Origin of the sequence: Pantoea sp. ACRSB (assembly GCF_022346905.1) — a bacterium.
Lineage (GTDB): Bacteria > Pseudomonadota > Gammaproteobacteria > Enterobacterales > Enterobacteriaceae > Pantoea > Pantoea piersonii.
The window spans coordinates 453,101-475,668 of the sequence record NZ_JAKRNL010000003.1 but is presented as its reverse complement, the minus strand read 5'-3'; the positions used below and the strand labels follow the sequence as shown (position 1 = coordinate 475,668).

The window sequence follows — 22,568 nt, the reverse complement described above, 5'->3', positions numbered from 1 at the left end:
ACGCAACAAAAGCGCCTTAGTTATCAACTGGATAATCACTGGCACCTGCCGAAGGCGGCAACTGGCCGACGGTATGGTGCGTTTTTTGCATCAGAGCGGTACGTTTTTTTCGGCTTTGACTGCAATGAGATTACCCATGGATAACGTCGTAGAACCTACCCGAATACCTCATTCGCGCATTGAAGATGCGCTGGCGATACTGCTCGGCACGCTGATGGTCTCTTTCGGCGTCATTATGCTAAAGCAGGCGGGCGCGCTGACCGGCAGTACCGCCGGCATCGCCTTTTTAATCAGCTACCTGTCGCCGCTCTCTTTCGGCAGCGCCTTTTTCCTCATCAACCTGCCGTTTTACTGGCTGGCGGTGCGCCGCATGGGATGGGAGTTTACGCTGAAAACCTTCTGCGCGGTGGGGCTGGTATCGCTGTTTACCCATCTGCATCCGCTCTTCGTCCACTTTTCCGCGCTCAATCCCTTTTATGCAACACTGTTCGGTAACGTGATCATGGGCATTGGGTTTATAGTGTTGTTTCGACACAAAGCCAGCCTGGGCGGAATAAATATTCTGGCGCTGTGGCTTCAGGATCGCATCGGGCTGCGCGCCGGGAAACTGCAAATGGCCGTCGATACCTGCGTTGTGCTGGCGTCGCTGTTTGTCGTCAGCGTACCGATGCTGCTGGCGTCGGTAGCGGGCGCAGTGATCCTTAACCTGATTATCGCCATGAACCATCGTCCCGGACGGTACATGGTTTAATGCTGCATACACCTCTGTTTTTTACGACCACTCATGGAGATCTGCACCGTGTTTCAAAACGTTGATGCCTACGCCGGCGATCCGATTCTGTCGCTGATGGAAACCTTCAAACAGGATCCGCGCGCAAATAAAGTGAACCTCAGCATCGGCCTCTACTACGACGAGCAGGGCATTATTCCTCAGCTCCAGGCGGTTGCCGCCGCGGAAGAGCAGCTGAAGGCTGAGCCGCAGCAGGCGTCGCTCTATCTGCCGATGGAAGGCCTCAACACATACCGCAGCGCTATTGCGCCGCTGCTGTTCGGCGCGGAGCACCCGATGCTGAAAGCGGGCCGTATCGCGTCGATTCAGACGCTCGGCGGCTCCGGCGCGCTGAAGGTAGGCGCAGATTTCCTCAAGCGCTACTTCCCCAATTCCGGCGTCTGGGTCAGCGACCCGACCTGGGATAACCATGTGGCGATCTTTACCGGCGCGGGCTTTGACGTTAACCACTACCCGTGGTACGACGCAGAGACCAACGGCGTCAAGTTCGACGCCTTCCTCGCCGCGCTGCAGGCGCTGCCGAAGCAAAGCATCGTGCTGCTGCATCCCTGCTGCCATAACCCGACCGGCGCCGATCTGACTGACGCGCAGTGGGATCGCGTCGTTGAGGTGCTAAAAGCGCAGGAGCTGATCCCGTTCCTGGATATCGCCTATCAGGGCTTCGGCGCAGGAATGGAAGCGGATGCCTATGCGATCCGCGCTATCGCCGCAGCGGGTCTGCCGGCGCTGGTCAGCAACTCCTTCTCAAAAATCTTCTCGCTGTATGGCGAGCGCGTTGGCGGCCTTTCTGTGGTGTGCGACAGTGCCGACGAAGCCGGGCGCGTGCTGGGTCAGCTGAAAGCCACGGTGCGCCGCAACTACTCCAGCCCGCCGAACTTCGGCGCGCAGGTGGTGGCGCGTGTGCTGAACGACGATGCGCTGAAAGCCAACTGGCTGGCCGAAGTGGAGGCGATGCGCCTGCGTATTATCGCCATGCGTAAAACGCTGGTAGATGTGCTCAGCACCGCGCTGCCTGGCAAAAACTTCGATTATCTGCTGAAGCAGCGCGGCATGTTCAGCTATACCGGCCTTAGCGCGCAGCAGGTCGAGCGGCTGCGCAATGAGTTCGGCATCTATCTAGTGGGCAGCGGTCGTATCTGCGTCGCCGGTCTCAACAGCAATAATGTGCAGCAGGTGGCGCAGGCGTTTGCCGCGGTAATGTAATCGCGCGGATGACGCACGTAGAGCGTCCCGCAACAGGAACAGAAGCGCAGCACATTCGCCCGGTGACGGGCGCGCCTCAGGGATAAGAGGCGTCGATCTGGCAGGGAGGCCAGCTTTCGCGTCACTGCGCCCGAACCCCATCTTTCACTAAACTGAAACCCTCAGCTCAGGCTGGCGGTTTTTTTTTGCCTTCAGGTTTACCTTTCCACGACTTATTGCACACTTAAACGGTGTAACCAATTCAGGAAAAAGGCATGTGGCATCAACAAACGCTTACGCTGGGTGAGAAACCCCGCGGTTTTCATCTGGTCACCGAAGAGATCCTCAGTCAAATCCCGGCGCTGGCGCAGGTGCAGACCGGCCTGCTGCATCTGCTGTTGCAGCACACCTCAGCCTCACTGACGCTGAATGAAAACTGCGATCCCACGGTGCGTAGCGATATGGAAAATCATTTTATGCGCCACGTCCCGGAAGAGGCGCCTTACCAGCATGATTACGAAGGCCGCGACGATATGCCTGCGCATATCAAATCCTCTATGCTGGGCGTATCGCTGCTGCTGCCGGTCCAGCGCGGCAGGCTAATGCTGGGCACCTGGCAGGGTATCTGGTTAGGGGAACACCGCATTCACGGCGGCGCGCGGCGCATTGTCGCCACTTTACAAGGGGAGTCGAAATGAACACGTCAGATCTACTGACTTACTGTATGAACAAACCGGACACGGAGCAGAGCGTTCACAGCGACTGGAAAGCGACGCAAATTAAAAGCGGCGGCGTACTGTTCGCTATGGTGCATGAGGTAAACGGACATCCGGCGGTGTCGCTCAAAACCACGCCTGCGCTGGCGGAACTGCTGCGCGAGGAGCACAGCGACGTTTTCCCCAGCGAGCACCTCAATAAGACGCACTGGAGCACGCTGCTGCTGGACGGATCGCTGAAGGATTCGCAAATCTACTATCTGGTGGATGCTTCTTATCAGCAGGCGGACGCCACCAGAGCGGCGGGCGTCTGAGAGAAGCGCGCGGCGTAGTGCCGCGCGCCTGGTTGCCGTTACGCCGCCGCTTCGTCGCGCAGCGTATTGATATCAATAACAAAGCGATATTTCACGTCGCTTTTCAGCATACGCTCATAGGCTTCGTTGATCTGATTCATCGCGATCATTTCGATATCAGAAGTGATGCCGTGTTTGCCGCAGAAATCGAGCATCTCCTGCGTTTCGGCGATGCCGCCGATCAGCGAACCGGCAATGCTGCGGCGTTTCATGATCAGGTTAAAGACCTGCGGTGCCGGGTGATCGTGCTCCGGCGCGCCAACCAGCGTCATATTGCCGTCGCGCTTCAGCAGGGCGATAAACGGGTTGAGGTCGTGCTGGGCCGCCACGGTGTTCAGGATGAAATCAAAGCTGTTAACGTGCTGCGCCATCTGGTCTGCATCTTTCGATACCACAACCTCATCCGCGCCCAGGCGCTTGCCATCTTCAATTTTTGACGGCGAGGTGGTGAACAGAACGACATGCGCGCCCATCGCGTGCGCAATCTTCACGCCCATATGGCCGAGGCCGCCCAGGCCGACAATACCCACTTTTTTGCCCGGGCCGACGTTCCAGTGGCGCAGCGGCGAATAGGTAGTGATGCCTGCGCACAGCAGCGGCGCGACGCCCGCCAGATCCAGGTTTTCCGGCACGCGCAGCACGAAGTTCTCATCGACAACGACCGACGTTGAGTAACCGCCGTAGGTGACGTCGCCGGTTTCGCGATCCTGACCGTTATAGGTGCCGACAAAGCCGACCTCGCAATATTGCTCCAGCCCTTCCTGACAGCTCGGACAGCTGCGGCAGGAGTCGACCATACAGCCGACGCCGACCAGGTCGCCTGGTTTGTATTTGCTGGCGTGATTGCCGACCGCAGTAACGCGGCCAACGATTTCATGTCCCGGCACAACCGGAAAAAGGGTGTTTTTCCACTCGTTGCGGGCCTGGTGCAGGTCAGAGTGACAAACGCCACAGAACAACACTTCAATCTGTACATCATGCGCGCGCAGTTCACGCGGGGTGTAATCGAACGGCGCCAGTCTGGATTTCGCGTCCTGAGCGGCATAGGCGTGCGTAATATTCATGGTGTCTCCAGGTTCGTTGTGTCGTGAGAATAGTGATGAGTGCGGCGCGCAGGGCGCTCGGCAAGAGGGCGAGGCCAACGGGGCGCGCCAATGAGGAACGTTTAAAAGGATAGTCACAGAACGCCAGCCCGGCTATGCCTATACATGCCTGAATCTTGCCTGATTCTGTTTTTATCGGATGGAATATGCAGTATGAAAAAGGCCCGCTTGCAGCGGGCCTGAGAGGTTTAACGCAATGTCAGTGTAGCACTTGCTGACAGCGAACTATTTCGTCAGCAGCGGCTTCAGGAAGCGCGCGGTATGCGATTTTTCACACTCCGCCACGGTTTCCGGCGTGCCTGCGACAAGGATCTCGCCGCCGCCGCTGCCGCCTTCCGGACCCAGATCGACAATCCAGTCGGCAGTCTTGATCACGTCAAGGTTATGCTCAATCACCACGATGGTGTTGCCCTGATCGCGCAGCTGATGCAGCACTTCCAGCAGCTGGGCGATATCGGCGAAGTGCAGGCCGGTAGTAGGCTCATCCAGGATATAGAGCGTCTGGCCGGTGCCGCGTTTCGACAGCTCACGCGCCAGCTTAACGCGCTGCGCTTCGCCGCCGGAAAGGGTGGTGGCCGACTGGCCGAGACGAATATAGGAGAGACCCACATCTATCAGGGTCTGCAGCTTACGCGCCAGCGCCGGAACCGCGTCGAAGAACTCGCGTGCCTCTTCGATGGTCATCTCCAGCACTTCGTGGATGCTCTTGCCTTTGTATTTGATCTCCAGCGTCTCGCGGTTATAGCGCTTGCCTTTGCACTGATCGCAGGGCACATAGATATCGGGCAGAAAGTGCATCTCTACCTTCAGCACGCCGTCGCCCTGACAGGCTTCGCAGCGGCCGCCGCGCACGTTAAAGCTGAAGCGGCCCGGATTATAGCCGCGCGAACGCGCCTCCGGCACCCCGGCGAACAGCTCGCGCACCGGCGTAAAGATGCCGGTGTAGGTCGCCGGGTTAGAGCGCGGCGTACGGCCGATTGGGCTCTGATCGATATCGATCACCTTGTCGAAGTGCTCAAGCCCGTTGATCTCACGATAGGGGGCCGCTTCGCCAGTGGTTGCGCCATTCAGATGGCGCTGCGCGATCGGGAACAGCGTATCGTTAATCAGCGTCGATTTACCTGAGCCGGAGACGCCGGTGATACAGGTAAACAGACCGACCGGCAGCGTCAGCGTCACGTCTTTAAGGTTATTGCCGCGCGCGCCGCTTAGCTTCAGCGTCTTCGTCGGATCGCCCTTCACGCGCTCCTTCGGCACCGCAATTTCCCGCTTGCCGCTGAGGAACTGGCCGGTCAGCGACTCTTCCACCGCCATAATCTCGTTAACCGTACCTTCCGCCACGATCTGGCCGCCGTGTACGCCCGCGCCGGGACCGATATCGATTACATGGTCGGCTGCGCGGATAGCGTCTTCGTCATGTTCGACCACAATCACGGTGTTGCCGAGATCGCGCAGATGGATCAGCGTGCTGAGCAGACGCTCGTTGTCGCGCTGGTGCAGGCCGATAGAGGGCTCATCCAGCACATACATCACGCCCACCAGGCCCGCGCCGATCTGGCTTGCCAGACGGATACGCTGCGCTTCGCCGCCGGAAAGGGTCTCTGCGGAGCGTGACATCGACAAATAGTTCAGGCCGACGTTGACCAGGAAGCTCAGGCGATCGCCGATCTCCTTCAGCACCTTTTCAGCGATTTTGGCGCGCTGGCCGCTCAGCTTGAGGTTGCGGAAGAAATCCATCGCGTGGCCGATGCTCATATCTGAGATGGTCGGCAGATTGGTGTTCTCGACAAAAACATGACGCGCTTCGCGACGCAGACGGGTGCCGTCGCAGGTGGCACAGGCGCGATTGCTGATAAACTTCGCCAGATCTTCGCGTACCGCCGTGGATTCCGTCTCTTTATAGCGACGTTCCATATTGTGCAGCACGCCTTCAAACGGATGGCGGCGTACGGAGGTGTCGCCGCGATCGTTGATGTACTTAAACTCAATGTTCTCTTTGCCGGAGCCGTAGAGGATCACCTGGCGCGCTTTATCGCTCAGGGTATTGAACGGCGCTTCGACGTCAAAATCGAGGTGCTCGGCCAGCGAACGCAGCATCTGGAAGTAATAGAAATTACGGCGATCCCAGCCGCGGATCGCGCCGCCAGCCAGAGAGAGTTCGCCGTTTTGCACGACGCGATCGGGATCGAAATATTGCTGTACGCCGAGGCCGTCGCAGGTAGGGCAGGCACCTGCCGGGTTATTAAACGAAAAGAGACGCGGCTCCAGTTCGCGCATGCTGTAGCCGCAGATTGGGCAGGCAAAGTTGGCGGAAAAGAGCAGCTCTTCCGCACTCGCGTCATCCATATCGGCGACGATCGCCGTCCCGCCGGAGAGATCCAGCGCGGTTTCAAAGGATTCAGCGAGACGGGTCGCCAGATCTTCGCGGACTTTGAAGCGATCGATCACGACTTCAATAGTGTGCTTTTTCTGCAGCTCCAGCTTCGGCGGATCGGAAAGATCGCACACTTCGCCGTCGATACGCGCGCGGATATAGCCCTGCGCCGCCAGGTTTTCCAGCGTTTTGGTATGTTCGCCCTTACGGTCTTTCACTACTGGCGCCAGCAGCATCAGGCGACGACCCTCTTCCTGGGCCAGCACGTTGTCCACCATCTGGCTTACGGTCTGCGCCGCCAGCGGCACGTCATGATCCGGACAGCGCGGCTCGCCGACGCGGGCGAACAGCAGACGCAGATAGTCGTGGATCTCGGTGATGGTACCGACCGTAGAACGCGGGTTGTGTGAAGTGGATTTCTGCTCGATAGAGATAGCGGGCGACAGACCTTCAATATGGTCGACGTCCGGCTTCTCCATCAGAGAAAGAAACTGACGCGCATAGGCAGAGAGCGACTCTACGTAGCGGCGCTGACCTTCCGCATAGAGCGTATCAAACGCCAGAGAGGACTTGCCGGAGCCTGACAGGCCGGTGACCACTATGAGTTTGTCGCGAGGGATGATCAGGTTGATGTTTTTCAAATTATGGGTGCGGGCACCACGAACTTCGATCTTATCCATTCACCTTTCCCGGATTGAGCAGCACGCCCCGTACCCTTACGGACACGATTAGCGTAAACAGGGTATTATGGCACAAAAAATAGACTGATTAAATATCCAGTATTTTTTGCATTTTGGGTGTAAAATGAGCGCTTCTGCGAGCCGGCTCGAAAGTGGGAATCGCATAGCAGGACGTGATAGAATTGATCGTTTAGACTCTTAGCATTAACTCATCGGGAGAGAGCAACATGGCCAGTCGTGGCGTAAATAAAGTGATTCTTGTCGGGAATCTGGGTCAGGATCCGGAAGTGCGCTACATGCCGAATGGTGGCGCGGTTGCCAACATTACGCTGGCCACGTCGGAAAGCTGGCGTGACAAGCAGACCGGTGAAAACAAAGAGATCACCGAGTGGCACCGCGTTGTGCTGTTCGGCAAGCTGGCGGAAGTCGCTGGCGAATATCTGCGTAAAGGTTCTCAGGTTTATATCGAAGGCCAGCTGCGCACCCGTAAATGGCAGGACCAGGGCGGCCAGGATCGCTATACCACGGAAGTCGTGGTCAACGTCGGCGGCACCATGCAGATGCTGGGCGGTCGTCAGCAGGGCGCTGGCGCTGGTGGCGCGCCGATGGGTGGCGGTCAGAGCGGTGGCAACAACAACGGCTGGGGTCAGCCGCAGCAGCCGCAGGGCGGCAATCAGTTCAGCGGCGGCGCGCAGTCGCGTCCTCAGCCGCAGAGCGCCCCGGCGAGCAACAACAACGAACCGCCGATGGACTTCGACGACGATATTCCGTTCTGATCCTCTTTGGGTCGGCACTGTCTGTCAGGCCCCGCTCAGGCGGGGCTTTTTTTCGTCTTCCGTTCAGGCGACTAAGAACTCCAGCCTGACACTATCTCCGCCGTAGTGAGCACCTGCGGCACATTGCCCGGCAGCGACAGACCAGCCCAGACCTCGTTATGCTGCCCAATCAGCTGCTCCGCGCTGACGCAGGTGCGATTCGCCGTGGTATGCGCATCGGCGGCGACGGTAATGCGATAGCCCAGACCCGCACCGACCTTAACCGTGGTGTCGACGCAGTAATCGGTCGCGCAGCCGCAAATAACGAAGGCGTCGGCTTTCAGCTGCGCCAGCGTGGCGGCCAGCTCGGTTTGCCAGAAGCTGTCGCAGGCGGTTTTAGTGACGTAAAAACTACCGGCAGGCTGATGCAGCTCCGGCAGCAGTTCAAACGCCTGCGTGCCGGGTTGCATCTCGCCTTCGCGGTGCGTAATAAAGAGAGTGCTGTCAGCCGCTGCGGTCAGCTGATTGATCCGCGCCGCGCATCCGGCCCGATCGAAGCGCGGCGTCGCGAAAACGCCGTTTTGCATATCCACTACCACAACAACTCGCTGGGTCATCGCTTTCTCCTTTTCTGTTCTGCGCTTCAGTTTCACCGCGCCGCGGCGAAATGGCAAAACTGTTTTGCAATCCGCCAGCCATCGCTGGCATGCTGAAAGCCTGTCTGATTAACGAGGAGATCGAGGTGGAGGGCGTTCCGGCTGTTTTTCCCTGCGAAAAAGATCGCGCGCAGTTTCGCCAGTTTGACGAGCTGCCTGGCGTAGAGCTTTATCAGGCGCATATCTCCCGCTATGCCTTCGAGCCGCATACGCACGAAGCCTTCGGCATCGGCACCATCGAGTCGGGCGCGCAGCGGTTCCGCTATCGCGGCGCACAGTACACTGCGCCGACCCATTCGCTGGTGATGATGAATCCGGATGAGCTGCACACCGGCGAGTCGGCCTGCGAAGAGGGCTGGCGTTATCAGATGATCTATATCCAGCCGGACGACATGAGGCAGCTCACCGGCGATGGCGGCTGGTGGTTTAGCGAAGCGCTGCGCACCGACTCGCGGCTGGCGCTGCCGCTATCGCGAACGCTGGCGGCGCTGTGGCAGGCCGATAGCCCGCTGGCGCGGCAAAGCCTGTTAACCGATGTGCTGGCGCAACTGCGGCCGCTGGCGCGTATGGCGGAAAGAGGCAAGGAAGAGAAAGGGCACCGCTTCGACCAGGTACGCGATTACCTGCGCGACAATCTTGCCGAGCCGGTCAGGCTGGAGGAGCTGGCGGCGCTGGCCTCGCTCTCGCCGTGGCATTTTCTGCGCGCTTTCCGCGCGCATTTTCACGTTACGCCGCATCAGATGCTGATGGCGTATCGGTTATACGAGGCCAAGCAGCTGCTGGCGCGCGGCCTGTCGGCGGCCAGCGTGGCGGCGAGCGTCGGCCTGAGCGACCAGGCGCATCTGACCCGCGCCTTCGCTCAGCGTTACGGCATTACGCCGGTGCGCTATCAGAAACAGGTGCGTGGCGCTTAGGGCGAACCGCAATCTGCTACAAGATTTTTCCCCGCTTTTTCCGCCACACTTCCTTATGCACTTTAATAAAGGAAGAGACGATGTTAGCTGGCGTGTTGTTTGCCCTTGCCGCAGGGCTGATGTGGGGACTGATTTTCGTCGGGCCGCTGCTGGTGCCGGACTATCCGGGCGCGCTCCAGTCTGCCGGACGCTATGTCGCGTTTGGCCTGATTGCGCTGCCGCTGGCCTGGCTCGATCGCCACCGTCTGCGTAAGCTGCTCTCTGCCGACTGGCGGGAGGCGCTAAAGCTTTCGCTGGTGGGCAACCTTCTTTATTACACCTTTCTCGCCAGCGCGATTCAGCGCACCGGCGCGCCGGTATCCACCATGATTATCGGCACGCTGCCGGTGGTGATGGCGATCACCGCCAACCTCTGTTACGGCCATCTTGAAGGACGCCTGGCCTGGCGTCGGCTGACGCCTGCGCTGCTGGCGATCGGCGCAGGTCTGGTGTGCGTAAATATTGCCGAGCTGCGCGGGCAGAGCGGCGGCTGGGATATGATGCGCTACCTGAGCGGCATTGCGCTGGCGGTGCTGGCAGTGGCGTGCTGGACCTGGTATCCGCTGCGCAACGCGCGCTGGCTGCGCACCCATCCGCAGCATAAACCAGCCACCTGGGCGACGGCGCAGGGGATTGTGACGCTGCCGCTGGCGCTGGTTATGTATGCGGGGGTAAGCGCGCAGCTGGCGTGGCATAGCCCATCCTTCGCGCTGCCGTTTGGCCCGCAGCCGCAGCTCTTTCTGCCGCTGATGCTGGTGATTGGGCTGCTCTGCTCCTGGCTGGGCACGCTCTGCTGGAATGCCGCCAGCCAGCGGCTGCCCACGGTATTTATGGGCCCGCTTATCGTATTCGAAACGCTGTCAGGCCTGCTATGGACTTTTCTCTGGCGACAAAGCTGGCCGCCGCTGCTGACGCTGACAGGCATTTTCTGCCTGATCCTCGGCGTACTTTGGGCGATGCGTATTAAGCCAGAACCGTTGCTGACGTCAATTGAGCATTAATCTGCACCCTGTCGCGCAATTTAATATGTGCTGACCCGCTGATTTCACACAGTTTTAGGAATAATGCGCAGAGCGGAGCGGCAAATTTTGCCGCTCTTTAGCTATTTATTCGCTAAAGCCGAACGGTGAAACGCTATAAAAAGCGATCGAGATCTCATTTTTTTCGCCTGCAGGTGAGCGTTTAACGGCTTTGCCCGGCGGCAATTCTTCTCTTTGACGGCTTATATTCCACCTTAACGAAGCATTAAGGCATTGTGAGTGGCGAGTAATTCGCCACTTTACTGCATATTTATTGCCTGCCGCTGCGTTTTTATTGGCGTTTGGCCCTGAGAATGTCGTTTGATAAACCACCATTTTTTCCAGAAACGGTCAGGCTATTAAGAATAATTCCCAGTAAAGGAAATTACGAAACTTTAGCCGGGGCGATCTTTAAAGTGATTTATCTTATATGTGATTAACCCGAAATAAGGAAAGCGATAAGCATTGATAAACCATTCCGCCAGGAAAATTCCTGGCATCTTTTTTTCCGGTTCGCTTATTTAAGGATGACAACATACTCTTCGCTGGACGCAAACTTAGTGCCACCATTTCTTGTAGTAACCGAAGCGTGATTTTGTAGGGCTGTTTAGCGCGGCTTAATGGAGCGACAAAATTTTAGAGCCGGGCATTAACGAGCCTGATGAAAAGTGAGAAGCACCAATCTCATCGAAATGAGATTGGGCGAGAGGAGAAGTAGCGAGAAACGCGAGACTTTTGCTGGTGCTTATCAATATTACCGCAAAAAATGAAAATCGATCCGTTGGCAAACCCATCAGGAATGCATGGAACGAAAATTAAAGCCACGAATGGTATCTTAAAGTGTCATCATCTCTTCTGGTAAGAACAATCTCAGCGCTAAGTCAGTTTAGGGCAGTATTATTGGTTTTATCGATTTTCCGATCCTGACGGGTAGTGGTAAACGCTGCGGCTAATATCGAGCAGGCGGCAGCTGCGGCGCGTGCCGATGTCGAAAGTGCTCTGCAAAAAGTTGACCGCCTGGCGCTTTTCATTAGTGGTAAAGAAGTTCTTCAGTACGCTTTGCAGCATCTCCTTATCTGAGTTGAGCGTTTGCAGCTCACGGGTAAGTGTCTGTAGTTTGTCTTCTAACTCTTTGATTCTTCTTCCTTCCTCTGAGGAAAGGCCGGAAAATTTCTTTTTCCAGCTATAGAAGGTGGCCTCAGAGATCCCCAGCTCGTCACAAATCTCCCTGACTTTAACCCCTGATTCAGAAGCTTTAATGGCATTTGTGATTTGCTCTTCGCTATATCGTGACTTTCTCATAAATGCTCTTACCTTTCTTATCGATTAATGGATGAGATGTACTGTATTAATATCTGGCACTGTAAATAATCTATTAATGCAGTATTAAAGTGCGCGATTAGAATTGCGTGGGTTAAATTAAGATATTTAGAATAAATATCATCATGGGATAAATCTTATTTTATTCTTATCGGATGGGCGCACCTTCCTGGTCAGGGTTTTTTGTTATAGATTCTTCCCATCCCAAATACGAAAAATTTCTACGTACATTTGATATTTAGCATAACGTGCTTGCTAAATTCGCAGGGAAATGGCTTGAGAATGGGGTCTGTTTTCCGCGTGAAATCGATTCCAGATTAACCGTTCTGAGCCAAATTTAATCAGAATTATCCTGAAAATATTCACCGAATCGTGTTCTGATTCTCATTTTTCGGACCAGCCTGGTTTGAAATCTTTAAATAACGCCAGGCCCACTGAGCGCTTGTTAATTCGTTACAGGGATGTTGTACCGAAGCGGTTGAAGTAAGTAATGCAAAGGATGAGTCAATGAAATTAAGCGTAATGTCTAATGCCGCCTGGATGATGTCTGAGAAGATCGTCTCGGTTTTTGGCGTCATATTTGTGACCTCCTACGTGGCGAAATCATTCGGGCCAACCGTATTCGGCCAGATGGCGTTTTCAACCTCTTTATTTTCTATGGTCCAGACCGTCGCCATCTTCGGTACCGAGACTATCTTGTTTAAGCGGATCAGTAAAAGCGCGCCGAAAGGGCTGCGTCTGATGAACGTGGCGCGTACTCTGCGCATGATTTTACTGCTTCTCACCGCTGTACCTGTGCTGGCCTGGGTGTGGTTCACCATGCCGCAAAATTTCCTGGCTTTCACGCTGGCGTCGTTCGTCGCCTCCGTATTTGTTACCCAGGACACCTTCAGCGTTTACAACAACGCGCGTCTCGCTTCCCGACTTAATACCGTGGCGAATTCGCTCGGTATGCTGTTGAGCTTCGCCATCAGCTTCACTATCGCCTGGCTGCGCCTTAATCCGGCATGGCTGACGCTCTCTATCGTGGCCGTAACGCTGGTGCCCTATGTTATCAAGCGCTACAACTTCTACCGCGAAACTCAGGATGTCGCGCCGCCGCAGGAAAAACGCAGCGCCTATCTGCGCTATCTGATGTATGCCGGTCTGCCGCTGGCGATCTCCAGCATTTTTATTTCAGTACAGGTTAAAGCCGCGCAGATGTTTTTAGCCGGCATCGCTTCGGCAAGCGATCTTGGGCTGTTTGCGGCGGCCAACACTATCGCGGCTTCGTGGATTTTTATCCCCGTGGCGCTCATAACTTCATGCTTCACTGAAATTTTCAGGGAACGCGGCGAAGTGGCCATTAAGCTGGCAGCGCGGCTTAATGGCTATGTCATGGGAGTTTCACTGATGATGTTGCTGGTTATCGCGCTGTTCGGCGAAAAAATCATCATCGCTTTGTACGGTTCAGAGTACACACAGTCAGGAAGTCTCATTACGTTGCTGTCAATGGCGACCTGCTTCTCCGCCATGGGCACAGTAGCCTATCGCTACATGGTGAAAGAGGGTGGTTTCAACTATCTGTTGAAGAAAATCATCTGCCTGATGGTAATCAGCCTGCCGCTTTCGTGGTGGCTGATTCAGGGCTACGGCATTATGGGCGCCGCCTGGAGCGTCTTCGTGTCGGAACTCTTGTCCCTTACCGTAATGAATTACTTCTTCAAAAACGGCGTCATTCAAAGAATTCAAGTTTCCTCACTCAACTACAAAACCTACAAATGAGGTCAGATATGTTTAAGTTGAAAGATGAACTCAGAAGAAGTGTGCAGTACTTCATTAAGAAGATGCCCTGGGCTTACCAGGACCGCATTTACTACTTCCATAAGTTCAAAAAATTGCCTAATTTGCGCCAGCCCAAAGTCTTTAACGAAAAGGTGCTGTATCGCAAATTCGTCTACGGCGACTATCAGATCTATGGCCGCCTCTCAGACAAATATTCGGTGCGCGACTATATCGCCGAAAAAATTGGCAACGAATACCTGATTCCGCTGGTGCACGAGACCACTGACCCGGCGTCGCTGAATAGCCTGCAATGCTGGAAGGGTACGGTTATCAAGCCGAATCACGCCTCCAACATGGTGGAGATTCTGCTGGAAGAGCCGGACGCGCTGCGCAAACAGCAGATTATCAACAGCTGCTATAAGTGGCTGAAGACCGACTTCGCCAACGAGGCGCGCGAGATCCACTATCGCTATATCAAGCCGCGCATTCTGGTCGAGCAGTATATCGGCGACGGCAAAACGGCGCCTATCGACTACAAGTTTCATATGTTCAACAAGCGCGACGGCCGCTTTGAATATGTGCTGCAGGTAATCTACAACCGCTGCCAGCCGCAGCTGTCGATGAACTTCTACGTCAACAATCTGACCGAAGCCTTTCACAAGATTCGCGACACCGGCCTCGACGTGACGAAAATCGCCGAGTCGCTGCAGCACGCGCTCGATCTGAGTAAGAAGCTGGCGAGCGATTTCGACTATGTGCGCGTTGACTGGTATATCCATGAGGGCCGCATCTATTTCGGCGAACTGACCTTTACGCCGGGCGCAGGTCTGGTGACGGGGCTGGATCGCGGGCTTAATCAGATGATGGGAGATATGTGGATTCAGGATCGCCGCGGCACGCAGAGACCGGGCGTTTCGGTGCAGGACGTTAATATTCCTGCGCTGTTGAAGAAAGTTTGAGTCACACAGCAAAATAAAAAACCCCGCTTCGCGGGGTTTTTTATTTTGCTGGTCATTAAGGCATCGGCCAGTCGGGCGGCGTCTGGCTCATTACCTGGATAAAGGTGTCTTTGGTAACCAGCATAATGTGATGCACGTTTTCCATGCTCAGCGAGATGCCCAGCAGACCCATAACAAACCAGCAGGTCATACCGAGACCGATGCCGCCGCACATAAACGCCATCACATGATGGCTGCTCTGGCGGAATTTGATTTTAAGGGTGCTGGCAAAAAACATCATAACTGCGCTGAGCAGTTCCCAACGCATGACAATCAAGCTGGTGGTTATCGTCGCCATCGACTTAAGCCTCTGAATCTAAGTGATTATCCCTGACAGTTACTGGACATCACCGGCGACGAAAAGCGAGGTCAGGGAAAGGCTTTCCGTCGTCAAAAAGAGTGTAATGTGTGACCTGAGTCACATTATATCACTGCATTTGAATTTATGAACAAAATTTGTACCTGGTATGGTAGAGAATTTTTTATCGAAACGTTGAAAAGAAAACCGGGGGCGTAAAGCGGGAAAAGCGGCAAGTTGCGCCCGTTAAGGGCGCCTGTGACTTAGCGAATCGGGCAGCATTCGCCGGTGGTGCGCTGGGTAAAACTTGCAGGTTCGCTACAGTCAAAGCTCAACCTGCGTGGACGCTGGAGCGCCTGACGACGCATAAAGTGGCGATAGGCGGTCGGAGTTTGTGAAAACTGACGGCGGAACACGCGGGAAAAGGTCTGCTGCGAGTCATAGCCATACTGCATCGCAATATCAAATACCGGGCGTTGCGTCTGGCGCAGCGCTTCCGCCGCCAGCGTCAGGCGACGTTCGCGAATGTAGCCACCCAGCGTCTGTTTCGTCACGGTACGGAACATACGCTGCAGGTGCCACTTTGAATAACCTGATTTGGCCGCCACTTCATCGATCGACAGCGTCTTATCCAGGTTTTGATCGATCCAGTGCGTCAGGGAGTGAATGATCTCTTCTTGCATCATAATCTCGTCCTTTAGTCCTGAGGGATTCGTTATTTGACGGAGGCGAGTATAATTCCTCAAGTTAACTTGAGGTAAAGAGCCAGATGAAAAAAGATCGCAACTACCCGAAACCGGTTTTAACGCCGGGCGAAGTCGCGCGCCGTAGCGGCGTGGCGGTTTCCGCGCTGCATTTCTATGAGAGCAAAGGGCTGATTTCCAGCACGCGCAACGGCGGCAACCAGCGGCGTTACAGCCGTGACGTACTGCGGCGCGTCGCCATTATCAAGGTTGCTCAACGCATCGGCATACCGCTCGCAACGGTCAGCGACAGCCTGATGCATATTCCCGCCAACAAACGTATGTCGACGCAGGAGTGGGACGCCCTGACGCAGCACTGGCGCGAAGAGCTGGATAAGCGCATCGAAACCCTGACGCGTCTGCGCAACGATCTCGACGGCTGTATCGGTTGCGGCTGTTTGTCGATGCGCGACTGCCCACTTCGCAATCCCGGCGACCGGCTGGCACAGCAGGGCTCTGGCGCAGTGCTGCTTGACCCCGAACAGGATGATAAAGGCGAGCCGCCGCGCTAAAGATGCGGGAAGCTATACTTGCCTGAGACGCATAACAGGAGTGCTCTATGATTACCGTCCATCATCTTGAGCGGTCGCGCTCGCACCGCGTGCTGTGGCTGCTGGAAGAGCTGGAAGTGCCTTACCAAATCAAACGCTATCAGCGCGAGGCATCAATGCTGGCGCCGGAAGCCCTGAAAAAAGTGCATCCGCTGGGCAAGTCGCCGGTGATCACCGACGGTAATCAGGTGATTGCCGAATCGGGCGCCATTCTCTCTTATCTGGAAGGCAAATATGACAGCGAGCAGCGGCTGGCGCCCGCCGATGAGCAGGCGCGTCTTCAGGCGAACTACTGGCTGCACTACGCCGAAGGCTCGCTGATGCCGCTGCTGCTGATGAAGCTGGTATTCGGCCGCCTGGGGCAGGCGCCGGTGCCCTGGCTGCTGCGTCCGGCGGGCGCAGCGCTGGGCAAAGGCATGCAGAAAGCCTGGCTGGATAAGCAGCTGGTGCCGCATCGCCAGATGATTGAGCAGCATCTGGCTGCTCATCCCTGGTTTGCCGGCAAGCGCTTCGGCATTGCTGATATTCAGATGAGTTTTCCGCTGCTGGCGATGCAGTCGCGCGGCGGCCTGGCCGATATGCCCGCCACGGAGGCATGGCTGACTACCGTTCAGCAGCGCGCCGCCTGGCAGCGCGCCATCCAGCAGGGCGGCGAGGTGCTGCCAGGCAGTTGAGCAGTGGAAAACGTCAAAATATCAAAACGTAGCGCGGCGTCTGCCTGGATGCCGCCGTCGCACACGCCTTCGGAAACCGCCACAAGCGCTCTGCTTTATCCTGAATTAAGACAAGGAAGCGGTTGAAAATCGGCTACCAAACGCCGGATAATCCCCTGCCTTTTTATCTGGACGCATAGCGGACAGTTATTCGCCGCGAAGTAAACGTTTGCCTGCCGCCTTTGACGCTATTGCGCCAGGGTGACAACCAGGGATTTTGCGGGCAACGACGCAGGGCTTTTTACACACCAAAAATTTCTTGAGGCTCAACTATGTCATACGAATCACGCTCGTCCGCTGGCAAGCTGGACGCCTGGTTCTCTGTTTCTGCACGCGGCAGCAGCATCCGGCAGGAAATCCTGGCGGGACTCACCACCTTCCTGGCGATGGTCTACTCGGTGATTGTGGTGCCCGGCATGCTGGGCAAGGCGGGCTTTTCACCCACCGCCGTTTTTGTCGCCACCTGCCTGGTCGCCAGCGTCGGCTCTATCGTTATGGGGCTGTGGGCCAACCTGCCACTGGCGATTGGCTGCGCCATCTCGCTGACCGCCTTTACCGCATTCAGCCTGGTGCTCGGCCAGCACATCAGCGTGCCGGTGGCGCTCGGCGCGGTCTTCCTGATGGGGCTGCTGTTCACCCTGATCTCTGTAACCGGCATCCGCGCCTGGATTCTGCGTAATCTTCCGATGGGCGTGGCCCACGGTACCGGCGTGGGGATCGGCCTGTTTCTGCTGCTGATCGCCGCTGACGGCATCGGGCTGGTGGTGAAGAACCCTGCGCCCGGCATGCCGGTGGCGCTGGGCCACTTCACCTCCTTCCCGGTGATGATGTCACTGCTGGGTCTGGCGGCGATTTTCGGGCTGGAAAAGCGTCGGGTACCGGGTGGCATCCTGCTGACCATTATCGCTATTTCGATTCTCGGCCTGATCTTCGATCCCGCGGTAAAATTCCAGGGTCTGTTCGCCTTGCCCAGCCTGCGCGACAGCCAGGGCCAGTCGCTGCTCTTCAGCCTCGATATTATGGGCGCGCTACAGCCAATGGTGCTGCCGAGCGTGCTGGCGCTGGTTATGACGGCGGTGTTTGACGCCACCGGCACCATCCGCGCGGTTGCCGGACAGGCGAACCTGCTGGATGAGAAGGGGCAGATCATTAACGGCGGACGCGCGCTGACCACAGACTCTGTCAGCAGCCTCTTTGCCGGTCTGGTCGGCGCGTCGCCGGCGGCGGTCTATATCGAATCCGCAGCCGGCACCGCGGCAGGCGGCAAAACCGGACTGACGGCGATTGTGGTGGGTCTGCTGTTTCTGCTGATTCTGTTTATGTCGCCGCTGGCCTGGCTGGTACCCGCCTATGCGACCGCGCCCGCGCTGATGTATGTCGGCCTGCTGATGCTCAGCAACGTGGCGAAAATCGACTTCGCCGACTTCGTTGATGCGATGGCCGGGCTGCTGACCGCGGTATTTATCGTGCTGACCTGCAATATCGTCACCGGCATCATGCTCGGTTTCGCCACGCTGGTAGTGGGCCGTCTGTTTGCCGGAGAGTGGCGCAAGCTGAACCTCGGCACCGTTGTGATTGCCGCCGCGCTGGTGATTTTTTACGCTGGCGGCTGGGCGATCTGACTGTAAAACCGGACGAGCGCCGTCTCGTCCGGAACTTTTTCCTGAATTTCTGCCGCGCCGCACGCGTGACTTGTTATTCTCTGCGCACTTTGCTTTACACTTTAGCGTTCACAACATTTTTTATGACTTTACGATTCGCCTAAGGAAAGCATGGAAATCTTTTTTACTATTCTCATCATGACGCTGGTGGTATCGCTTTCGGGGGTGGCCGCGCGCATATTGCCGTTCCAGATCCCGCTGCCGCTGGTGCAAATTCTCGCCGGGGCACTGCTTGCCTGGCCGACCTTCGGCCTGCATGTCGATTTCGACCCTGAACTTTTCCTTGTGCTGTTTATTCCGCCGCTGCTGTTTGCCGACGGCTGGAAGACGCCGATCAGCGAATTCCTGCATCATGGCCGGGAAATTATCGGTCTGGCGCTGGTGCTGGTGCTGATTACCGTGGTCGGCATCGGTTACCTGATCTACTGGACGGTGCCGGGTATCCCGCTGATCCCCGCCTTCGCGCTGGCGGCCGTCCTGTCACCCACAGACGCCGTGGCGCTCTCCGGCATTGTCGGCGAGGGGCGCATCCCGAAAAAAATCATGTCGATCGTGCAGGGCGAAGCGCTGATGAACGACGCCTCCGGCTTGGTTTCGCTGAAGTTTGCCGTTGCGGTCGCGATGGGCACCATGGTGTTTACCTGGGGCGGCGCGAGTATCGAGTTTCTCAAGGTGGCGGTGGGCGGCCTGATTGCGGGCGTTGCGGTGTGCTGGCTCTATGGGAAATCGCTGCGTCTGCTGAGCCGCTGGAGCGGCGACGATCCGGCGACGCAAACCGTGTTGCTGCTGCTGCTGCCGTTCGCCTCTTATCTTATTGCCGAACACCTCGGCGTCTCCGGCATTCTGGCGGCGGTCGCGGCGGGCATGACGATTACCCGCTCCGGCATTATCCGTCAGGCACCGCTGGCGATGCGCCTGCGCGCCAACAGCGTCTGGCAGATGCTGGAGTTCGTCTTTAACGGCATGGTGTTCCTGATGCTCGGCCTGCAGCTGCCGGACATTATCGGCACCTCGATTGACGCCGCTAACGCCGATCCCAACGTCGAACTCTGGATGCTGTTTACCGACATTATCCTGGTCTACGGCGCGCTGATGGTGGTGCGTTTCGGCTGGCTCTGGATTATGCAGCGTCTCAGCAAGCGCGTGCTGAAGAAAAAGCCGATGGAGTTCGCCAACTACTCGCTGCGCGAGCTGCTTATCGCCTCTTTCGCCGGCGTGCGCGGCGCGATTACGCTGGCGGGCGTGCTCTCTATTCCGCTGTTTCTCACTAACGGCCAGCCATTTCCGGCGCGCTATGAGCTGGTGTTTATCGCCACCGGCGTGATCCTGTTCTCGCTGCTGGTAGGCGTGGTGGTGCTGCCGCTGCTGCTGCGCGGCGTGGACGGCATCGATAAGTCCGGGCATCGTCGCGAGCTGCAAAACGCCCGCGCGGTAATGGCGAGCGTGGCGATCGAAAGCCTGCATAAAATGGAAGCGCGGCTGGAGAACGACACCGAAGAGAACATCGATCCCGAGCTGCTTAAAGAGGTAAGCCTGCGCGTGATCGGCAACCTGCGCCGCCGCGCTGACGGCAAGAGCGATCTGGAGCAGGCGCTGTTCGCCGAAAATCTGGAGCGTCGCTTCCGTCTGACCGCGCTGCGCGCCGAACGCGCCGAGGTCTATCATCTGCGCGCGACGCAGCAGATTTCCAGTGAGAGCATGCAGCGGCTGCTGCGCGATCTCGACCTGCTGGAAGCGCTGCTGATCGAAAAAGAAGAGTAAGCCGCGCGCCGCGCCTAAACTGACAGGCGCGGCGCTTCATCCGGCCAGTGTTCGCGACAGCAGGCGATCCAGGCCTGCGCGCTGCGCGACAAATAGCTTCCCTCCCGCCAGATCAATCCCAGACTCCACTTCAGATCCGACTCCAGCGGCAGCCACAGCAGCGACTGCTTATCCAGCCGCTGACAGATCGGCTCCGGCAGAATCGCCAGTCCCATCTCCGCCTGCACCATCGCCGCAAGAAAATCCCACTGTCCGCTACGCACCGCGATATGCGGCGTGACGCCCAGCCGCTGAAACGCCTTCATCAGCTGACGGTTCAGGGAGAACTCTTCGTTGAAGATCAGCAGCGGATGCGCCGCCAGCTCCGCCAGCCCGATATGGCTGCGGTTGAGCCAGGCGGGCTGGCGCGGCACCAGCACGCAGAGAGGATGATGCATCAGCGGCAGCGTATTAAGCGGCAGATCGGGATCGACCGGCAGGGCGGTAAGCGCGATATCCAGGCTGCCCGCCAGCACCGCCTGCTGCACCGTCAGGCCGCCAAACTCAGAAATTTTCAGCTCTACGCCGGGATAGCGGCGGCGAAACGCCGAGATCGACCCGGCGATCTGCATACCGACCATCGGCGGAATGCCGAGGCGCAGCTCGCCGGTTTTTAGCTGGTTAATATCGCCGATCTCCGCCTCCAGTTGATGGAACTCCTGCAAAATCGCCAGGCCGCGCTGGTAGACCGCCTGGCCGCTGTCGGTAAGATGCAGCTTGCGGCCGTCGCGCAGCAGCAGCGTGCAGCCCAGCTCCTCCTCCAGCTGGCGCAGCATTTTGCTGATGGTGGGCTGCGTAACGTAGAGCTTCTCGGCGGCGCGGGTAAAGCTCTGCTGGCGCACCACCTCGGTGAAGTAGCGTAAAGCGCGAACGTCCATAACTATTCCCTTTTGGCATGACTGGAATGATTTTAATTCATTTTTTTCACCTTCTGTTGCGGATTTATACTAAGCGCCGGATTGCATTAGAGGAGAGAAGAAAATGGCGTTAGCGCTCAGCCCGCAAAGAACGGGCAGGCTGCAACGACTCTGGTTGCCGCTACAGCTGCTGCTGTATGTGGGCATGTTTATCGCCTGCGATCGCCTGGTGAGCTGGCTGCACCTGCCGCTGCCCGCCAATATCGTTGGTATGCTGCTGTTGCTGGCGCTGATCGTCACGCGCGTGCTGCCGCTGCGCTGGGTAAAAGCGGGTTCGCGCTGGCTGCTGGCGGAGATGCTGCTGTTTTTTATTCCGGCGGTAGTGGCGGTAGTGAACTACGGCGATCTGCTGCGCGTCGATGGCTGGCGTATCTGCGTGGTGATCGCGCTGAGCACTCTGCTGGTGCTGGCTTCCACCGCGCTGGTGGTCGATCGTCTCTATCGCTATGAAGTGGCGCGCGCGGCGCGCAGGCAGCAACGCGATGCGTGATGTTATCCTCAGCCTGCTCTGCCTGGCGGTCACGCTGCTGATCTACTTTCTCAATAAACGCCTCTATCGCCGCTGGCGCACGCTGCTGCTGATGCCGCTGGTGGCGACGCCCTTGCTGCTGGTCGGGCTGCTGCTTATTACGCACGTCTCCTGGCAGGACTATATTGCCGAAAGCCACTGGCTGCTCTGGCTGCTTGGCCCGGCGACGCTGGCCTTTGCTGTGCCGGTGTATGAAAACATGGCGATTATTCGACGCCACTGGCTCTCGCTGAGCGCGGGAGTGCTGACCGCTACGCTGGTCGCGGTGTGCAGCTCGGTATGGCTGGCGCGGCTGCTGACGCTGCCTGAGTCGATCCAGCGCAGCCTGGCAGTGCGCTCCATTACCACGCCGTTCGCGCTAGCGGCCGCGAAGCCCATCGGCGGACAGCCGGATCTGGTGGCGCTGTTTGTCGTTATTACCGGCGTGTTCGGCATGGCGGTAGGAGACGTCCTGTTCCTGCGTATCGCCATCCGCCAGGGCGTGGCGAAAGGGGCGGGTTTCGGCGCGGCGTCACACGGCGCGGGGACGGCGCGCGCTTATCAGCTCGGCGAGCAGGAGGGCGTCGTCGCCAGTCTGGTAATGATGCTTTCCGGCGTAGTGACGGTGGTGCTGGCACCGCTTATCGGCCAGCTGATGTGGGGAGTATGAAGAATAATCGCGCGCTGACGACATGTCTGTTTACGTAAAGGTTG

Annotated in this window: 23 protein-coding genes; 15 read left to right on the top strand and 8 right to left on the bottom strand. The window is 57.3% G+C overall.

Features of this window, described 5'->3' with window-relative positions; genetic code table 11:
- Positions 1-136 precede the first annotated feature (136 nt).
- From MHZ89_RS13055 to MHZ89_RS13040, 4 genes are all read left to right on the top strand, one after another.
- Positions 137-751 (top strand): YitT family protein, encoded by a 615-nt coding sequence (locus tag MHZ89_RS13055; RefSeq protein WP_120455166.1) that lies wholly within the window; start codon positions 137-139, stop codon positions 749-751.
- A gap of 48 nt (positions 752-799) precedes the next feature.
- Positions 800-1,993: an amino acid aminotransferase gene (locus MHZ89_RS13050; protein ID WP_311783329.1), complete on the top strand. Its 1,194-nt coding sequence runs from the start codon at positions 800-802 to the stop codon at positions 1,991-1,993.
- Between the two features lie 254 nt (positions 1,994-2,247).
- Positions 2,248-2,670: a secondary thiamine-phosphate synthase enzyme YjbQ gene (locus tag MHZ89_RS13045; protein ID WP_311783328.1), complete on the top strand. Its 423-nt coding sequence runs from the start codon at positions 2,248-2,250 to the stop codon at positions 2,668-2,670.
- Entirely contained in the window at positions 2,667-3,002 is a 336-nt protein-coding gene (locus MHZ89_RS13040; RefSeq protein WP_311783327.1) for an MmcQ/YjbR family DNA-binding protein, read from the top strand. Before MHZ89_RS13045 ends, MHZ89_RS13040 begins: the two co-directional genes overlap by 4 nt.
- 38 nt (positions 3,003-3,040) lie before the next feature.
- Here MHZ89_RS13040 and MHZ89_RS13035 read toward each other — a convergent pair whose 3' ends face one another.
- Positions 3,041-4,105: an NAD(P)-dependent alcohol dehydrogenase gene (locus tag MHZ89_RS13035; protein ID WP_311783326.1), complete on the bottom strand. Its 1,065-nt coding sequence runs from the start codon at positions 4,103-4,105 to the stop codon at positions 3,041-3,043.
- A gap of 264 nt (positions 4,106-4,369) precedes the next feature.
- Positions 4,370-7,198 (bottom strand): excinuclease ABC subunit UvrA, encoded by a 2,829-nt coding sequence (uvrA, locus tag MHZ89_RS13030; RefSeq protein ID WP_311783325.1) that lies wholly within the window; start codon positions 7,196-7,198, stop codon positions 4,370-4,372.
- 227 nt (positions 7,199-7,425) lie between these two features.
- Here uvrA and ssb1 point away from each other — a divergent pair, with 227 nt between their 5' ends.
- Positions 7,426-7,974: a single-stranded DNA-binding protein SSB1 gene (ssb1, locus tag MHZ89_RS13025; protein WP_311783324.1), complete on the top strand. Its 549-nt coding sequence runs from the start codon at positions 7,426-7,428 to the stop codon at positions 7,972-7,974.
- Between the two features lie 71 nt (positions 7,975-8,045).
- On the opposite strand, the gene MHZ89_RS13020 is transcribed toward ssb1, so the two are convergent.
- Positions 8,046-8,570 (bottom strand): isochorismatase family protein, encoded by a 525-nt coding sequence (locus MHZ89_RS13020; protein ID WP_311783323.1) that lies wholly within the window; start codon positions 8,568-8,570, stop codon positions 8,046-8,048.
- 125 nt (positions 8,571-8,695) lie between these two features.
- Between MHZ89_RS13020 and MHZ89_RS13015 the strand changes: the two genes are divergently transcribed.
- Together MHZ89_RS13015 and MHZ89_RS13010 are read left to right on the top strand one after the other, a co-directional pair.
- The gene (locus tag MHZ89_RS13015; protein ID WP_311783352.1) at positions 8,696-9,523 is read left to right on the top strand and encodes an AraC family transcriptional regulator; all 828 of its coding nucleotides are present in this window, start codon (positions 8,696-8,698) and stop codon (positions 9,521-9,523) included.
- An 80-nt stretch (positions 9,524-9,603) separates the two neighbouring features.
- On the top strand, positions 9,604-10,563 hold the full coding sequence (locus tag MHZ89_RS13010) for a DMT family transporter (RefSeq protein ID WP_311783322.1): 960 nt from the start codon (positions 9,604-9,606) through the stop codon (positions 10,561-10,563).
- A gap of 105 nt (positions 10,564-10,668) precedes the next feature.
- Here MHZ89_RS13010 and MHZ89_RS13005 read toward each other — a convergent pair whose 3' ends face one another.
- On the bottom strand, positions 10,669-10,917 hold the full coding sequence (locus tag MHZ89_RS13005) for a hypothetical protein (protein WP_311783321.1): 249 nt from the start codon (positions 10,915-10,917) through the stop codon (positions 10,669-10,671).
- 570 nt (positions 10,918-11,487) lie between these two features.
- The gene (locus tag MHZ89_RS13000; protein ID WP_033749162.1) at positions 11,488-11,883 is read right to left on the bottom strand and encodes a transposase; all 396 of its coding nucleotides are present in this window, start codon (positions 11,881-11,883) and stop codon (positions 11,488-11,490) included.
- Positions 11,884-12,408: 525 nt separating this feature from the next.
- Here MHZ89_RS13000 and MHZ89_RS12995 point away from each other — a divergent pair.
- Together MHZ89_RS12995 and MHZ89_RS12990 are read left to right on the top strand one after the other, a co-directional pair.
- Positions 12,409-13,665 (top strand): polysaccharide biosynthesis C-terminal domain-containing protein, encoded by a 1,257-nt coding sequence (locus MHZ89_RS12995; RefSeq protein ID WP_311783320.1) that lies wholly within the window; start codon positions 12,409-12,411, stop codon positions 13,663-13,665.
- Positions 13,666-13,673: 8 nt separating this feature from the next.
- On the top strand, positions 13,674-14,624 hold the full coding sequence (locus MHZ89_RS12990) for an ATP-grasp fold amidoligase family protein (protein WP_311783319.1): 951 nt from the start codon (positions 13,674-13,676) through the stop codon (positions 14,622-14,624).
- A gap of 55 nt (positions 14,625-14,679) precedes the next feature.
- Here the strand turns inward: MHZ89_RS12990 and MHZ89_RS12985 are convergent, their stop codons facing one another.
- Positions 14,680-14,961, bottom strand: a complete 282-nt coding sequence (locus MHZ89_RS12985; RefSeq protein ID WP_311783318.1) for a YjcB family protein — start codon at positions 14,959-14,961, stop codon at positions 14,680-14,682.
- Positions 14,962-15,224: 263 nt separating this feature from the next.
- Positions 15,225-15,647: a superoxide response transcriptional regulator SoxS gene (gene soxS / locus MHZ89_RS12980; RefSeq protein ID WP_311783317.1), complete on the bottom strand. Its 423-nt coding sequence runs from the start codon at positions 15,645-15,647 to the stop codon at positions 15,225-15,227.
- A gap of 83 nt (positions 15,648-15,730) precedes the next feature.
- Here soxS and soxR point away from each other — a divergent pair, with 83 nt between their 5' ends.
- From soxR to MHZ89_RS12960, 4 genes are all read left to right on the top strand, one after another.
- The gene (soxR, locus tag MHZ89_RS12975; protein ID WP_311783316.1) at positions 15,731-16,216 is read left to right on the top strand and encodes a redox-sensitive transcriptional activator SoxR; all 486 of its coding nucleotides are present in this window, start codon (positions 15,731-15,733) and stop codon (positions 16,214-16,216) included.
- 47 nt (positions 16,217-16,263) lie between these two features.
- The gene (locus tag MHZ89_RS12970) at positions 16,264-16,929 is read left to right on the top strand and encodes a glutathione S-transferase (protein ID WP_311783315.1); all 666 of its coding nucleotides are present in this window, start codon (positions 16,264-16,266) and stop codon (positions 16,927-16,929) included.
- A gap of 311 nt (positions 16,930-17,240) precedes the next feature.
- Positions 17,241-18,590, top strand: coding sequence for an NCS2 family permease (locus MHZ89_RS12965; RefSeq protein WP_311783314.1), 1,350 nt, complete (start codon positions 17,241-17,243; stop codon positions 18,588-18,590).
- Positions 18,591-18,740: 150 nt separating this feature from the next.
- Positions 18,741-20,390 (top strand): Na+/H+ antiporter, encoded by a 1,650-nt coding sequence (locus tag MHZ89_RS12960; RefSeq protein ID WP_311783313.1) that lies wholly within the window; start codon positions 18,741-18,743, stop codon positions 20,388-20,390.
- Positions 20,391-20,404: 14 nt separating this feature from the next.
- Here the strand turns inward: MHZ89_RS12960 and MHZ89_RS12955 are convergent, their stop codons facing one another.
- Entirely contained in the window at positions 20,405-21,307 is a 903-nt protein-coding gene (locus tag MHZ89_RS12955) for a LysR family transcriptional regulator (RefSeq protein WP_311783312.1), read from the bottom strand.
- A gap of 103 nt (positions 21,308-21,410) precedes the next feature.
- On the opposite strand from MHZ89_RS12955, the gene MHZ89_RS12950 reads away from it, so the two are divergent.
- Positions 21,411-21,836 carry a CidA/LrgA family protein gene (locus tag MHZ89_RS12950; protein ID WP_120455201.1) on the top strand — a complete coding sequence of 142 codons (426 nt, stop codon included), beginning with the start codon at positions 21,411-21,413 and terminating at the stop codon, positions 21,834-21,836.
- Positions 21,829-22,524, top strand: coding sequence for an LrgB family protein (locus MHZ89_RS12945; protein WP_311783311.1), 696 nt, complete (start codon positions 21,829-21,831; stop codon positions 22,522-22,524). Before MHZ89_RS12950 ends, MHZ89_RS12945 begins: the two co-directional genes overlap by 8 nt.
- Positions 22,525-22,568 lie beyond the last annotated feature (44 nt).

Bases quoted from the DNA above. Each gene is read 5' to 3' on its own strand.
- MHZ89_RS13055 (WP_120455166.1), top strand. From the start codon at position 137: ATGGATAACGTCGTAGAACCTACCCGAATACCTCATTCGCGCATTGAA.
- MHZ89_RS13045 (WP_311783328.1), top strand. From the start codon at position 2,248: ATGTGGCATCAACAAACGCTTACGCTGGGTGAGAAACCCCGCGGTTTT.
- MHZ89_RS13040 (WP_311783327.1), top strand. From the start codon at position 2,667: ATGAACACGTCAGATCTACTGACTTACTGTATGAACAAACCGGACACG.
- MHZ89_RS13035 (WP_311783326.1), bottom strand. From the start codon at position 4,105: ATGAATATTACGCACGCCTATGCCGCTCAGGACGCGAAATCCAGACTG.
- uvrA (WP_311783325.1), bottom strand. From the start codon at position 7,198: ATGGATAAGATCGAAGTTCGTGGTGCCCGCACCCATAATTTGAAAAAC.
- ssb1 (WP_311783324.1), top strand. From the start codon at position 7,426: ATGGCCAGTCGTGGCGTAAATAAAGTGATTCTTGTCGGGAATCTGGGT.
- MHZ89_RS13020 (WP_311783323.1), bottom strand. From the start codon at position 8,570: ATGACCCAGCGAGTTGTTGTGGTAGTGGATATGCAAAACGGCGTTTTC.
- MHZ89_RS13010 (WP_311783322.1), top strand. From the start codon at position 9,604: ATGTTAGCTGGCGTGTTGTTTGCCCTTGCCGCAGGGCTGATGTGGGGA.
- MHZ89_RS13005 (WP_311783321.1), bottom strand. From the start codon at position 10,917: ATGGTGGTTTATCAAACGACATTCTCAGGGCCAAACGCCAATAAAAAC.
- MHZ89_RS13000 (WP_033749162.1), bottom strand. From the start codon at position 11,883: ATGAGAAAGTCACGATATAGCGAAGAGCAAATCACAAATGCCATTAAA.
- MHZ89_RS12995 (WP_311783320.1), top strand. From the start codon at position 12,409: ATGAAATTAAGCGTAATGTCTAATGCCGCCTGGATGATGTCTGAGAAG.
- MHZ89_RS12990 (WP_311783319.1), top strand. From the start codon at position 13,674: ATGTTTAAGTTGAAAGATGAACTCAGAAGAAGTGTGCAGTACTTCATT.
- MHZ89_RS12985 (WP_311783318.1), bottom strand. From the start codon at position 14,961: ATGGCGACGATAACCACCAGCTTGATTGTCATGCGTTGGGAACTGCTC.
- soxS (WP_311783317.1), bottom strand. From the start codon at position 15,647: ATGATGCAAGAAGAGATCATTCACTCCCTGACGCACTGGATCGATCAA.
- soxR (WP_311783316.1), top strand. From the start codon at position 15,731: ATGAAAAAAGATCGCAACTACCCGAAACCGGTTTTAACGCCGGGCGAA.
- MHZ89_RS12970 (WP_311783315.1), top strand. From the start codon at position 16,264: ATGATTACCGTCCATCATCTTGAGCGGTCGCGCTCGCACCGCGTGCTG.
- MHZ89_RS12965 (WP_311783314.1), top strand. From the start codon at position 17,241: ATGTCATACGAATCACGCTCGTCCGCTGGCAAGCTGGACGCCTGGTTC.
- MHZ89_RS12960 (WP_311783313.1), top strand. From the start codon at position 18,741: ATGGAAATCTTTTTTACTATTCTCATCATGACGCTGGTGGTATCGCTT.
- MHZ89_RS12955 (WP_311783312.1), bottom strand. From the start codon at position 21,307: ATGGACGTTCGCGCTTTACGCTACTTCACCGAGGTGGTGCGCCAGCAG.
- MHZ89_RS12950 (WP_120455201.1), top strand. From the start codon at position 21,411: ATGGCGTTAGCGCTCAGCCCGCAAAGAACGGGCAGGCTGCAACGACTC.
- MHZ89_RS12945 (WP_311783311.1), top strand. From the start codon at position 21,829: ATGCGTGATGTTATCCTCAGCCTGCTCTGCCTGGCGGTCACGCTGCTG.